The organism is Streptomyces sp. NPDC053069 (genome assembly GCF_044546895.1).
GTDB lineage: Bacteria > Actinomycetota > Actinomycetes > Streptomycetales > Streptomycetaceae > Streptomyces.
In genome coordinates, this window is record NZ_JBITZN010000012.1 from 131,933 (window position 1) to 144,304 (window position 12,372).

Below are 12,372 nucleotides of genomic sequence, written 5' to 3' on the forward strand. Positions count from 1 at the left end.
GCTCACTTCTCGAAGCGGTATCCCATGCCGGGCTCGGTGACGAAGTGCTTCGGGTGCGAGGGGTCCGTCTCCAGCTTCCTGCGCAGCTGGGCCATGTATACGCGCAGGTAGTTCGTCTCGGTCCCGTACGAGGGCCCCCACACCTCCTGCAGCAGCTGCTTCTGGCTGACCAGGCGCCCGGTGTTGCGGACCAGCACCTCCAGCAGGTGCCACTCGGTCGGGGTGAGGCGGACGTCCCTGCCGGCCCGGTTGACCTTCTTGGCGGCCAGGTCGACGGTGAAGCCCTCGGTCTCCACGGTCGTCAGGTCGTCCTCGCCGGCCCCGACCGGCTCGGCCCGGCGTACGGCGGCCCGCAGCCGGGCCAGCAGTTCGTCCATGCCGAAGGGCTTGGTGACGTAGTCGTCGGCGCCCGCGTCCAGCGCCTCGACCTTCTCGTCGGAGGAGTGCCGGGCGGACAGGACCAGGATGGGCACGCGGGTCCAGCCCCGCAGGCCCTTGATCACCTCGACGCCGTCCATGTCGGGCAGACCCAGGTCCAGCACGACCACGTCGGGGTGCCGGGAGGCGGCGAGTTCGAGCGCCGTACGGCCGTCGGGGGCCGCGTCGACCTCGTACTTGCGCGCCTTGAGGTTGATCACGAGGGCGCGCACGATCTGCGGCTCGTCGTCGACCACGAGCACCCGGGTCGTCATAGGGTCTGCCTTTCTGGTTCTGCGAGGTCCTCCCCCGTGGGAGATCCTGCGAGGTCCGCGCCCGCCTCCAGGGGCTCCGGACCCGGTCGTGCGGCCCGCAGGCTCAGGACCATGGTGAGGCCCCCGCCCGGCGTGTCCTCGGCGTTGAGGGTGCCGCCCATGGCCTCCGCGAAGCCCCGGGCGACCGCGAGGCCGAGCCCGACCCCGGCGCCGCGCGGGGCGTCACCGTACCGCTGGAAGGGCTCGAAGATACGGTCCTTGGCCTCGTCCGGCACGCCCGGCCCGCGGTCCACCACCCGCACCTCCACCCGGTCCGCCATGGCGCTCGCGGAGACCAGCACCGGGCGCCCGCGCGGGCTGTACTTGACGGCGTTCTCCACCAGGTTGGCCACGGACCGCTCCAGCAGCCCGGGGTCGACCTCGACCATCGGCAGCGTCTCGGGCACGTCCAGTCCGACGCTGTCCTCGGGTACGCCGCCCAGGGCCATGGGGACCACTTCGTCCACGTCGATCTCGCGGATCAGCGGGGTGACCGTACCGGTCTGCAGGCGGGACATGTCGAGGAGGTTGCCGACGAGGTGGTCGAGCCGGTCGGCGCCCTCCTCGATGCCCTTCAGCAACTCCGCCCGGTCCTCCTCGGACCAGGCCACGTCGTCGGAGCGCAGACTCGACACAGCGGCCTTGATGCCGGCCAAGGGCGTGCGCAGGTCGTGGCTGACGGCGGCCAGCAGGGCGGTGCGGATGCGGTTGCCCTCGGCGAGGGTGCGGGCCTGGTCGGCCTCCTCCTGCAGCCGCCGGCGGTCCAGGACGACGGCCGCCTGCGCGGCGAAGGCGGCGAGCACGCGGCGGTCCTCGGCGGGCAGCACCCGGCCGGTGAGCGCGAGCGCCATGTGGTCGCCGACGGGCATATCGACGTCGGCGTCCTCGGGCCGCTCCAGCGCCCGCCCGAACCCGGCGCGCCCGGCGCAGGTCCACGGCTCGACGTCGCTCGCCCGCTCCAGCAGCGCGGCCGACTCCATCGCGAAGGTCTCCCGGACCCGCTCCAGCAGCTCCTCCAGGCTGGTCTCGCCGCGCAGCACGTTCCCGGCGAGGAAGGAGAGGATCTCCGACTCGGCGCGCAGCCGGGCGGCCTGGTGGGTGCGGCGGGCGGCGAGGTCCACCACCGAGGCGACCGACATGCCGACTCCGAAGAAGATCGCGATGGCGACGATGTTCTTGGGATCGGCGATGGTCAGCCGGTGCAGCGGCGGGGTGTAGAAGTAGTTCAGCAGCAGCGAGCCGAAGGCCGCCGAGGCCAGCGCGGGCAGCAGGCCGCCGAGCAGCGCCGCCGCGACGGTGACCGCCAGGAACAGCAGCATGTCGTTGGCGAGGCCGAGATCGATGGTGTTCAGCAGCACCGCGAGGACCGCGGGGCCCACCAGACCCACCGCCCAGCCCCAGAGGATCCGGGCCCGCCCGAGCCGTGCGCCGCGGGCCACGGGCAGTCCGCGGCCCTTGGCGACCTCCTCGTGGGTGACGATGTGGACGTCGAGGTCGGGACCGGAGTCCCGGGCCACCGTGGCGCCGACGCCGGGTCCGAAGACGTACTGCCAGACCTTGCGGCGCGAGGAGCCCAGCACGATCTGGGTGGCGTTGACACCGCGCGCGAAGGCCAGCAGCGCGGCCGGTATGTCGTCCCCGACGACATGGTGGAAGGTGCCGCCGAGGTCCTCCACGAGGGTGCGCTGGACGGCCAGCTCCTTCGGGGAGGCCGCGGTCAGACCGTCGCTGCGCGCTATGTAGACGGCGAGCACCTCACCGCCGGCGCCCTTCTCGGCGAGCCGCGCGGCCCGGCGGATCAGGGTGCGCCCCTCGGGGCCGCCGGTCAGCCCGACCACGATCCGCTCGCGCGATCCCCAGATCCTGGAGACCCGGTGTTCGCTGCGGTACTCGTTCAGGTACTCGTCGACCCGGTCGGCCACCCACAGCAGCGCCAGCTCGCGCAGGGCGGTGAGGTTGCCGGGGCGGAAGTAGTTGGACAGGGCCGCGTCGACCTTGTCGGGCTGGTAGATGTTGCCGTGGGCCATACGGCGGCGCAGGGCCTGGGGCGACATGTCGACCAGCTCGATCTGGTCGGCGCGCCGTACCACCTCGTCCGGAACGGTCTCGCGCTGCCGCACCCCGGTGATCGACTCCACGACGTCGCCGAGTGATTCCAGGTGCTGGATGTTGACGGTGGAGACGACGTCGATGCCGGCGGCGAGCAGTTCCTCCACGTCCTGCCAGCGCTTGGCGTTGCGGGAGCCGGGGATGTTGGTGTGGGCGAGTTCGTCGACCAGGGCGACGGCGGGCGCCCGGCGCAGCACGGCGTCGACGTCCATCTCGCCGAAGACGGTGTCCCGGTACTCCAGCCGCCTGCGCGGCACCTGCTCCAGGCCGTGCAGCAGCACCTCGGTGCGCGGCCGGCCGTGGTGCTCGACGAAGCCCACGACACAGTCGGTGCCCCGCTCCACCCGGCGATGCGCCTCGGAGAGCATGGCGTAGGTCTTGCCCACGCCCGGTGCCGCGCCGAGGTAGATCCGAAGCTTGCCGCGTGCCATGGCTCCATTGTCTTCCGGTGACTGCTGCCTACGCAGCGTCGACCTTACGGCCAACAATCACGGCAAACGGGACAGGAGGGCGGGCCGGGGGCAACTTTGACGCAACCCTGATGACCACCTTGTTCACGCACGACGAACCCGCACTCGGCAACGGAGGACCCCCAAGGGCGAGACCCCGCAAAAAAGCGGGCCGCGCCCCTCGAAGGCACGGCCCGTGAACCCGATGGCTATCGAACTTCCGTGATCTCCGGCCCCCGCTGCAACTGCCCCATACCCCCGGAGAAGCGCGAGCCCTCCTCCTGCTGGACCCCTTCGGGGACCATCTGCGCGTCGTTGGGCAGCTTGAGGACGATCGGGTCACGAGGCGCCATCGGCCCCTCACCGCGCACCACGACCGTGTCCCGGAAGATCTGCTCCAGCAGCCCCGCGGCCTGCGGCTGCACCGCGCCCTGCCCGGAGATCACACCGCGCAGGAACCAGCGCGGACCGTCCACGCCGACGAACCGCACGACCTGGAAACCGCCCGTGCCGTCCGGCAGCTGCACCGGCACCTGCGCCCGCAGCTCCCACCCCAGCGGCCCCTCGACCTCGTCGACGATGCCACCCTGCTGGGTGATACCGGCCCCGATCTCCTCGCGGACCTCACCCCAGATGCCCTCACGCTTGGGCGCGGCGAAGGCCTGGAGCTGGATGGCGCTGTCACGCAGCACGACGGTCGCGGCGACGATCGCGTCACCGGCGACCTCGACCCGCAGCTCCATGCCGTCGACGCCCGGGATGAACAGCCCGCCGAGGTCCACGCGGCCCTCGCCCGGGTCGCGCACCTCGCTGCTGTCCCACGGCCCGTCGGGCCGCGGCCCGGGCTCCAGCCGGACGCGCTCGCGCTCGGCCTCTGCTTCCTCGTCCGCCTCGGTGTCGACGTTGTCGACGACCTGCTCGGCCTCGCCGGCCGCGTCCTCGGCGGCACCCTTCTTCTTGCGACGTCCGAACACGTCACTGTCCTTCCCGGTCGGATACGACCGAAGCGTATCGATTCCCACCCGTCGGACCGCCCTCGGCGGCCTGACCGCTTGTGCCGCTCTCGCCGCCCACCGCGGCATGGCCACCGGTGGACCCGAAGCCCCCTTCGGCCCGCGCCGAGCCGGGAAGTTCCGCGACCTCCTGGAAGCGGACCCTCTCGACCTGCTGGACGACCAGTTGGGCAATCCGGTCGAAGCGCTCGAACCGCACGCTCGCGCGCGGATCGAGATTCACCACGATCACCTTGATCTCCCCACGGTACCCGGCATCCACCGTCCCCGGGGCATTCACGAGGGCGACACCGCAGCGGGCGGCGAGGCCGGAGCGCGGATGCACGAAGGCGGCGTACCCCTCGGGCAGGGCGATCGACACGCCCGTGGGCAGCACCGCCCGCTCCCCGGGCTCCAGCTCGCACGCCTCGGTGGTCCGCAGATCCGCCCCGGCGTCCCCGGGGTGCTCGTACGCCGGAAGCGGTACGTCGGGGTCGATGCGCCGGAGCTGCACGTTCAGGGGACGGCGGCTCACGGGTTCACCTCGAAGGCGCGGGCGCGCCGGACCTGGTCGGGGTCGCTCATGGCGGCCTGGATCTCCTCCTCGCGGCCGTGGTCGATGAAGTGGTCGACCTTGACCTCGATGAAGAGGGCGTCGGCGCGGACGGCGACGGGCCCGTCGGGGCCGCCGATGCGTCCGGTGGCGGTGGAGTAGATCTTCCGCCCGGCGACGGCGGTGACCTCGGCCTCCAGGTACAGCGTGGTGCCCACCGGGACCGGCCGTACGAAGTCGGTCTCCAGCCGGCCGGTGACGGCGATGGTCCGCAGCAGCCAGTTCAGCGAGCCGAGGGTCTCGTCCAGGGCCGACGCCAGCACGCCGCCGTGCGCGAGGCCGGGGGCGCCCTGGTGGGCGGGCTGGACGGTGAACTCGGCGGTCAGCGAGACATCGTCACCGGCGCGAGCCTCCAGGTGCAGGCCGTGCGGCTGCCCGGGGCCGCAGCCGAAACAGTGTTCGTAGTGGGCACCGAGGAGTTCCCCGGGCGCGGGCGCGTCGGGGTGCCGTACCGGTTTCACCGCGTCGGCGGGGGGCTGAAGGCTTGCGGAACTACCACTCACAGCCGCAGACCTTACCCGCGCGTCGGGGATATCAGGATCCCGTGCCAAGCTTGGCCCCATGCAGCTCTCCGCCACCCCCTACGAAGAACGCCTCACCGCCCCCCGCTCATGGTGGCTGATCAGCCTTCTCGTGGGTGTCTCGTTCGCCCTGATCCTGCTCCCGTTCGGCACCCTGCCGCTGCTCGGCGGTCTGGTCGGCGGTACGGCGGCCGCGGCGGTGGTGGCCAGTGCCTACGGCTCGCCGCGCATCCGTGTGGTGGGCGACTCGCTGATCGCGGGGGAGGCGAAGATCCCGGTGTCGGCGCTGGGCGAGTCGGAGGTGCTGGACGCGGAGGAGGCCCGCGCCTGGCGGACGTACAAGGCCGACACCCGCGCCTTCCTTCTGCTGCGCGCCTACATCCCGACGGCCCTGCGCGTCGAGGTCACGGACCCCGAGGACCCGACGCCGTACCTGTACCTGTCGACGCGGGAGCCGGAGAAGCTGGCGGCGGCGATCGAGGCGGCCCGGAAGTCCGGCGCCCAGAGCCCGCGACACCGGGATGATCCGAACGACACCCCCTAGAGCTCTTCCGGAAGATCGCGCAGCTTCAGCGGGTCCGCCGGCTTCTCCAGCGGGGGAAGCTCCGCCAGCTCCTCCCACGGCACCTGGATCTTGCGCAGGTCGGCCCGGATGCGGGCGGCGAGTCTCTTGGTGTCCCTGCGGTTCATGACCGCCCCGACCGCGGCGCCCACCATGAACGGCATGAGGTTGGGCAGGTCGCGGACCATCCGCTTCATGATCTGCTGGCGCAGTTCGCGCTTCATGCGGCCGCCGAGGGCCACGTCGTACGTCGACGGCTTCATCACGTCGATCCCGCGCTCCCCCGACCAGGAGGACAGATACGCGGTACTGCGGGTCTTCAGGTTCCCGGGCGGTCGTACGCCATAGACCTCGTGCAGTTCGGCGATGAGCTTCACCTCGATCGCGGCGACCCCGGTGATCTCAGCGGCCAGCTCGGTCGGCATGGCCGGCGGTACCGGCAGCATCGCCGCCGCTCCGATCCCGGCGCCGATCGTGGAGGTGCCGGCCGCCGCGCCCGCCACGAGCTTGTCGGCGAGTTCTTCGGGGCCGAGCTCCGGGAACTGCCGACGCAGGGTCGCGAGGTCGCGTACGGGGATACGCGGGGCGATCTCGATGATCCGGTCCGCGAGGTACGCCAGGCCCGCGCGGGCGCGGCTGCCGCCCCTGCGGGCCCCTTCCCGGGCCAGGTCCCGGGCCTTGTCGCGCATCACCGCGGCCCGTCGCCGTGCGACGGGCGCGGGCTGCCGCACCGGCGCCGGGTGGTCAGCCCGGTCGGTCGCCGGTTCGAGCGGGGCCACCACTCCCGGTGAGCCCCGCTCGTCGTCACGCGCGCCGTGCGGGCCGTCGGACGGCCCTTCGTCCGCTTTCCCGAGGGAGAAGCGGCGCTTCCGTGGAGGGGTCGAGCCAGTCACGGCCGACCCGACCTCAGTCGCAGTCGCGGCAGATCGGCTGGCCGTTCTTCTCACGGGCCAGCTGGCTGCGGTGGTGCACCAGGAAGCAGCTCATGCAGGTGAACTCGTCCTGCTGCTTCGGCAGGACCCGGACGGCCAGCTCCTCGTTCGAGAGGTCGGCGCCGGGCAGTTCGAGGCCCTCGGCGGCCTCGAACTCGTCGACGTCCACCGACGAGGTGGACTTGTCGTTCCGCCGGGCCTTCAGCTCTTCGAGACTGTCCGAGTCGACGTCGTCATCGGTCTTGCGTGGAGTGTCGTAATCGGTTGCCATATCGCTCTCCCCCTCTGGGTGTCTGCGGTGTCTCCAGCGCACGTAACGCGTGAGAGGCCGGACTTGTGCCCGACCTGAGGCGGAGATTTTGCCTCACATCAAGGTCTGTTACTCAATCGACACCCAACCCGACCCCTCAAGAGTGATCGGCTTGGATGGCGGTGAGGACCGTACACGGTTCGAATGCCGCACCTCAAAGGCGCCTCACCGTGTACTTCCCGTGATCAAGAGCCCTGAAAACCAGGACTTTCCCGGCTTTCTGCCATCTGTCATGATCACGGAGCGTACATGGCCGGAAATCCTCCCATGTGATTGATCACACAATGTGAACCCCGTCCGGCGCCCCGAGGATTCCGCGCAAAGCGAACATGCCTCGCGTGTGTCGGTCCAGGATCACAACGGCAGGGTGACCCGCATCACCAGGCCTCCGCCGTCGCGAGGCTGCGCCACGATGTGGCCGCCGTGCGCGCGCGCCACGGACCGGACGATGGACAGTCCGAGACCGACACCCTTGTCGCTGCCCGTGCGCTCCGTACGGAGCCGCCTGAAGGGTTCGAAGAGGTTGTCGATCTCGTACGCCGGCACCACCGGCCCGGTGTTCGTGACGGTCAGCACCGCCTGTCCGTGCTGGACCTCGGTGTTCACCTCGACCCAGGCGTCCTCGGGCACGTTGTACCGCACGGCGTTCTGCACCAGGTTCAGCGCGATCCGCTCCAGCAGCACGCCGTTGCCCTGCACCACGGCGGGCTTGCGCTCGCCGCGGATCTTCACGCCCTTGGCGTCGGCCTCGGCGTGCACCTGATCGATGGCCTGGGTGGCGACCTCGGCCAGGTCGACGGGCTTTCGCTCGACGATCTGGTTGTCGCTGCGGGCGAGCAGCAGCAGACCCTCGACCAGTTGTTCGCTGCGCTCGTTGGTCGCCAGCAGCGTCCTGCCGAGCTGCTGCAGCTCCACCGGGGCGTCCGGGTCCGACAGATGGACCTCGAGCAGCGTTCTGTTGATCGCGAGCGGGGTGCGCAGCTCGTGGGAGGCGTTGCCGACGAAGCGCTGCTGGGCGGTGAAGGCCCGTTGCAGCCGCTCCAGCATGTCGTCGAAGGTGTCCGCCAGCTCCTTCAGCTCGTCGTCCGGGCCGTCCAGCTCGATCCGGCGGGACAGGTCGGATCCGGCCACCTGGCGGGCGGTGCGGGTGATCCGGCCGAGCGGGGACAGCACGCGGCCGGCCATCGCGTAACCGAACGCGAACGCGATCACGGCGAGGCCCAGCAGGGCCAGCAGGGAGCGGCTGAGCAGGTCGTCCAGGGCCTCCTGGCGCTGCTGGTCCACGCAGTGGGCGATCGCGTCGTTGAAGTCGGACAGCGGCAGCGTGCCGCCGTTGATCGCGGGACAGTTGTCGCTGGAGACCCGGATCTGGGTACCGCTGACGATCTTGAACAGTGGCTGGTTGCCGGTGCTGATCGCCTGTGCGGCCAGCAGATAGATGATCGACAGCAGCAGGATGCCGGCGATCAGGAACATGCCGCCGTACAGCAGCGTGAGCCGTATCCGGATGGTCGGGCGCAGCCACGGGAAGGGGGGCTGCGGTCTCCGGGGATCCCAGGTGGGCTTCGGGGGCGCCTGGGGCGGCGCGGGAGTGGCGGCCATGGCGGATCAGATCCGGTAGCCGGAGCCGGGGACGGTGACGATCACCGGGGGCTCGCCGAGCTTGCGCCGCAGGGTCATCACGGTCACGCGCACGACGTTGGTGAACGGGTCGGTGTTCTCGTCCCAGGCCTTCTCCAGCAGCTGCTCGGCGGAGACGACCGCGCCCTCGCTGCGCATGAGGACCTCCAGCACCGCGAACTCCTTGGGCGCGAGCTGGATCTCCTTGCCGTCGCGGAAGACCTCGCGGCGGTTCGGGTCCAGCTTGATGCCGGCGCGCTCCAGGACCGGCGGCAGGGGCACGCTCGTACGGCGGCCGAGGGCGCGCACGCGCGCGATCAGCTCGCTGAACGCGAAGGGCTTGGGCAGATAGTCGTCGGCGCCGATCTCCAGGCCCTCGACCCGGTCGCTGACGTCGCCGGACGCGGTGAGCATCAGCACGCGCGTGGGCATGCCCAGCTCCACGATCTTGCGGCAGACGTCGTCGCCGTGGACGAGCGGGAGGTCGCGGTCGAGGACGACCACGTCGTAGTCGTTGACGCCGATGCGCTCCAGGGCGGCCGCACCGTCGTACACGACGTCGACGGCCATGGCCTCCCGGCGCAGTCCGGTGGCCACCGCATCGGCGAGCAGCTGCTCGTCCTCGACGACGAGTACGCGCACGTCGCTTGTCCTTCCTCTGTCCACCCGCGACAGCGCACCGTGTGGGCGTGTGCGGGCAGGGGTGTTCGTGGGGTGTGACCTCCATCCTGCCCTTTTCGGCCGTAAGTCGGCTGTAAGGCGGGTTGCGGACGGCACGGACCGGCGCCCGGGGCAGGAATACGAGATTTTCTCCTCCGGTTGAGGTTTCCGGGTGAGGGAGCGGGGGGAGGACGGCTTTACACCCCGCGATCACGCTCTGCATGTGCCGCAGCACCATGCGGTACCCCGCGATCCGCTTGTTGCAGAGTGGGCGCGGGTGTCCGGCACCGTCGCCGCCCAGCAGGGCAGCGCTGGGCACCCGTGAGAGACGTGATCGCCCCTTTCCCAACAGGCACACCCCCGTGCCACCGACCCACGACCCAGGACGAGGGGGCGCAGCATGGACGCTTTCACCGCAGGACTTCTGCAGCGCATAAGGGCGACCGAGTCCGACCTGTCGCGGGCTCGTGACGAGGGCGACGACTTCCTCGTCGAGGTGGAGCAGGCAGAGCTCGACGACCTGCGACGCCTCGCCGCCGACCACGGTGTGGAGGTCGGCGCGTCACGCGTCTGATCGGCTCGAAAGCGCAAGAAGGGACCCCGGCGAATCCAGCGCCGGGGTCCCTTTGCGTCGTGCGGTGCACCGGGTGCGCTCCCTGCCGCCGGCGGCTGCCGTGCAGCCGGCCGGCGCTTTCTTCGCGCCGCCGCGGCGCTCAGCCACGACGGCGGTCACCGGCAGTGCCGGCCTCCGCGCCCTGCCCCCTCAGTCGTGCCACGCGCCGAACTCCTCCAGCAGCCCCTGCAGCGGCTCGAACACCCCCGGCGCCGCGGCGACCGTCAGATCCCGCGACGGCCGCTCCCCGGGCCGTCCACCGACCAGCGCGCCCGCCTCCCGGGCGATCAGGTCACCCGCGGCGAAGTCCCACGCGTTGAGCCCCCGCTCGTAGTACCCGTCAAGCCGGCCGCAGGCCACATCGCACAGGTCGACCGCCGCCGAGCCGCTGCGCCGGATGTCCCGCAGCAGCGGGATGAGCCGGCCGGCGACCTCGGCCTGGTGGGTGCGGACCTCGGCGACGTAGTTGAAGCCGGTGGAGACCAGCGCCTGCTCCAGCGGGGGCGCGGGACGGCAGGCGAGCGCCCGCTCACCCTCCCACGCGCCGGTGGCCCATGCGCCGCCGCCGCGCACGGCGTGGTACGTCTCGCCGCGCATCGGGGCCGCCACGACCCCGACGACCGTCTCGCCGTCCTGCTCGGCCGCGATGGACACCGCCCAGGTCGGCAGGCCGTACAGGTAGTTCACCGTCCCGTCCAGCGGGTCGATCACCCAGCGGATGCCGCTGGTGCCCTCGCTGGAGGCGCCCTCCTCGCCGAGGAAGCCGTCGTCGGGCCGCCGGCCGGAGATCAGGTCGGTGATCAGCTTCTCCGCCGCGATGTCCATCTCGGTGACGACGTCGATGGGGCTGGACTTGGTCCTCGCCACGGCCAGGTCGGCCGGGCGGCCGTCGCGCAGCAGCTCCCCGGCCCGGCGGGCGGCCTCCCGGGCCAGCTCCAGCAGTTCCCGGTGCAGGGCGTCGGTCACGGGGCTCCTCACGCGTAGGGGCTGTCGGCGCCGGCGGCGGCCGGGCGGGGCGTACGGGACGGACAGCAGCCGACGGGGCAGATGTTGTGGCTCGCGCCGAGGGCGCCCAGGGCGCAGGGAGTGATCTCCTGACCGCGCTCCACGGCGGCACGCTCGGTGATCAGCTCGCGGACCGCGGCGGCGAACCGCGGGTCGGCGCCCACGGTGGCCGAGCGGCGCACCGGCAGGCCCAGCTCCTCGGCCTTGGCCGTGGCCTCGGTGTCGAGGTCGTAGAGGACCTCCATGTGGTCGGAGACGAAGCCGATGGGCGCCATGACGACGGCCGGAACGCCCGCCGCGTGCTGCTCCTCCAGATGGTCACAGATGTCCGGCTCCAGCCACGGGATGTGCGGGGCGCCGGAGCGGGACTGGTAGACCAGCCGCCAGGGGTGGTCCACGCCCGTGCGCTCGCGGACGGCGTCGGCGATCAGCTGAGCCACCTCCAGGTGCTGCTCGACGTACGCGCCGCCCTCCCCGTGGGCCTCGACCGGGCCTGAGCTGTCGGCGGCGGAGGCCGGGATGGAGTGCGTGGTGAAGGCGATGTGAGCGCCCGCGCGGACGTCCTCGGGGAGGTCGGCGAGGGAGCGCAGCACGCCGTCGATCATGGGCTCGACGAAGCCGGGGTGGTTGAAGTAGTGCCGCAGCTTGTCGACCTTCGGCAGCTCCAGGCCCTCGGCCTGAAGGGTGGCCAGCGCGTCGGCGAGGTTCTCGCGGTACTGCCGGCAGCCGGAGTAGGAGGCGTAGGCGCTGGTGGCGAGCACCAGGATGCGGCGGCGGCCGTCGGCCACCATCTCGCGCAGGGTGTCCGTGAGGAACGGCGCCCAGTTGCGGTTGCCCCAGTAGACCGGCAGGTCCAGTCCGTGCTCGGCGAAGTCCTTGCGCAGGGCGTCCAGCAGGGCGCGGTTCTGGTCGTTGATGGGGCTGACCCCGCCGAACAGGAAGTAGTGCTGCCCGACTTCCTTCAGGCGTTCCTTCGGGATGCCACGCCCGCGCGTGACGTTCTCCAGGAAGGGGACGACGTCGTCCGGGCCTTCGGGGCCGCCGAAGGAGAGCAGGAGCAGGGCGTCGTACGGGGTGGCATCGAGCGCGTCTGGCATGTCTCGATCCTGCCACCCGGCACTGACAGCCGGGCAACAGTGGGGTGACGAGTCGGGTTCCAGTCGGTTTATGCCGGTATTTCCCACGGTCGAACGAGGTGCAATTAGGGTCCCCTAACTCGTAAGCTGTATCAGCCGCATTCGCGCCTTACCGAGCC

Annotated in this window: 13 protein-coding genes; 2 read left to right on the top strand and 11 right to left on the bottom strand. The window is 71.3% G+C overall.

The window, feature by feature from the left end; translation table 11 throughout:
* Positions 1-2 precede the first annotated feature (2 nt).
* The 5 genes from ACIGXP_RS26670 to ACIGXP_RS26690 all read right to left on the bottom strand — a co-directional run bounded on the left by ACIGXP_RS26670 (position 3) and on the right by ACIGXP_RS26690 (position 5,397).
* Positions 3-692, bottom strand: coding sequence for a response regulator (locus ACIGXP_RS26670; RefSeq protein ID WP_363215083.1), 690 nt, complete (start codon positions 690-692; stop codon positions 3-5).
* Entirely contained in the window at positions 689-3,271 is a 2,583-nt protein-coding gene (locus tag ACIGXP_RS26675) for a sensor histidine kinase KdpD (RefSeq protein WP_363215082.1), read from the bottom strand. The genes ACIGXP_RS26670 and ACIGXP_RS26675 overlap by 4 nt, the downstream gene beginning before the upstream one ends.
* A gap of 227 nt (positions 3,272-3,498) precedes the next feature.
* A complete protein-coding gene (locus tag ACIGXP_RS26680; protein WP_363215081.1) occupies positions 3,499-4,263 on the bottom strand; it encodes a DUF3710 domain-containing protein in 765 nt (254 codons plus the stop codon).
* A gap of 1 nt (position 4,264) precedes the next feature.
* Positions 4,265-4,816 carry a dUTP diphosphatase gene (gene dut, locus ACIGXP_RS26685; RefSeq protein ID WP_363215080.1) on the bottom strand — a complete coding sequence of 184 codons (552 nt, stop codon included), beginning with the start codon at positions 4,814-4,816 and terminating at the stop codon, positions 4,265-4,267.
* Positions 4,813-5,397, bottom strand: a complete 585-nt coding sequence (locus ACIGXP_RS26690) for a PaaI family thioesterase (protein ID WP_363215079.1) — start codon at positions 5,395-5,397, stop codon at positions 4,813-4,815. The genes dut and ACIGXP_RS26690 overlap by 4 nt, the downstream gene beginning before the upstream one ends.
* 58 nt (positions 5,398-5,455) lie before the next feature.
* Here ACIGXP_RS26690 and ACIGXP_RS26695 point away from each other — a divergent pair, with 58 nt between their 5' ends.
* Complete coding sequence (locus tag ACIGXP_RS26695) at positions 5,456-5,959, top strand: DUF3093 domain-containing protein (protein ID WP_399772324.1); 504 nt, start codon at positions 5,456-5,458, stop codon at positions 5,957-5,959.
* Here ACIGXP_RS26695 and ACIGXP_RS26700 read toward each other — a convergent pair.
* The 4 genes from ACIGXP_RS26700 to ACIGXP_RS26715 form a co-directional block, all read right to left on the bottom strand.
* Entirely contained in the window at positions 5,956-6,870 is a 915-nt protein-coding gene (locus tag ACIGXP_RS26700) for a hypothetical protein (RefSeq protein ID WP_399772326.1), read from the bottom strand. The genes ACIGXP_RS26695 and ACIGXP_RS26700 overlap by 4 nt on opposite strands.
* A gap of 13 nt (positions 6,871-6,883) precedes the next feature.
* Entirely contained in the window at positions 6,884-7,180 is a 297-nt protein-coding gene (locus tag ACIGXP_RS26705; RefSeq protein ID WP_003997302.1) for a DUF4193 domain-containing protein, read from the bottom strand.
* A 393-nt stretch (positions 7,181-7,573) separates the two neighbouring features.
* Positions 7,574-8,821 carry a HAMP domain-containing sensor histidine kinase gene (locus ACIGXP_RS26710; protein ID WP_363215076.1) on the bottom strand — a complete coding sequence of 416 codons (1,248 nt, stop codon included), beginning with the start codon at positions 8,819-8,821 and terminating at the stop codon, positions 7,574-7,576.
* A 6-nt stretch (positions 8,822-8,827) separates the two neighbouring features.
* Positions 8,828-9,481: a response regulator transcription factor gene (locus ACIGXP_RS26715; RefSeq protein ID WP_031165802.1), complete on the bottom strand. Its 654-nt coding sequence runs from the start codon at positions 9,479-9,481 to the stop codon at positions 8,828-8,830.
* A gap of 418 nt (positions 9,482-9,899) precedes the next feature.
* Here ACIGXP_RS26715 and ACIGXP_RS26720 point away from each other — a divergent pair, with 418 nt between their 5' ends.
* Positions 9,900-10,073 carry a hypothetical protein gene (locus ACIGXP_RS26720; RefSeq protein WP_167528465.1) on the top strand — a complete coding sequence of 58 codons (174 nt, stop codon included), beginning with the start codon at positions 9,900-9,902 and terminating at the stop codon, positions 10,071-10,073.
* 189 nt (positions 10,074-10,262) lie between these two features.
* Here ACIGXP_RS26720 and ACIGXP_RS26725 read toward each other — a convergent pair whose 3' ends face one another.
* On the bottom strand, positions 10,263-11,078 hold the full coding sequence (locus tag ACIGXP_RS26725) for an inositol monophosphatase family protein (RefSeq protein WP_399772329.1): 816 nt from the start codon (positions 11,076-11,078) through the stop codon (positions 10,263-10,265).
* 8 nt (positions 11,079-11,086) lie between these two features.
* Positions 11,087-12,214, bottom strand: coding sequence for a ferrochelatase (locus ACIGXP_RS26730; RefSeq protein ID WP_399772332.1), 1,128 nt, complete (start codon positions 12,212-12,214; stop codon positions 11,087-11,089).
* Positions 12,215-12,372: the final 158 nt, after the last annotated feature.

What these genes read in the sequence shown, in the direction of transcription:
- ACIGXP_RS26670 (WP_363215083.1), bottom strand. Translation starts at nt 692, where the DNA reads ATGACGACCCGGGTGCTCGTGGTCGACGACGAGCCGCAGATCGTGCGC.
- ACIGXP_RS26675 (WP_363215082.1), bottom strand. Translation starts at nt 3,271, where the DNA reads ATGGCACGCGGCAAGCTTCGGATCTACCTCGGCGCGGCACCGGGCGTG.
- ACIGXP_RS26695 (WP_399772324.1), top strand. Translation starts at nt 5,456, where the DNA reads ATGCAGCTCTCCGCCACCCCCTACGAAGAACGCCTCACCGCCCCCCGC.
- ACIGXP_RS26705 (WP_003997302.1), bottom strand. Translation starts at nt 7,180, where the DNA reads ATGGCAACCGATTACGACACTCCACGCAAGACCGATGACGACGTCGAC.
- ACIGXP_RS26710 (WP_363215076.1), bottom strand. Translation starts at nt 8,821, where the DNA reads ATGGCCGCCACTCCCGCGCCGCCCCAGGCGCCCCCGAAGCCCACCTGG.
- ACIGXP_RS26720 (WP_167528465.1), top strand. Translation starts at nt 9,900, where the DNA reads ATGGACGCTTTCACCGCAGGACTTCTGCAGCGCATAAGGGCGACCGAG.
- ACIGXP_RS26730 (WP_399772332.1), bottom strand. Translation starts at nt 12,214, where the DNA reads ATGCCAGACGCGCTCGATGCCACCCCGTACGACGCCCTGCTCCTGCTC.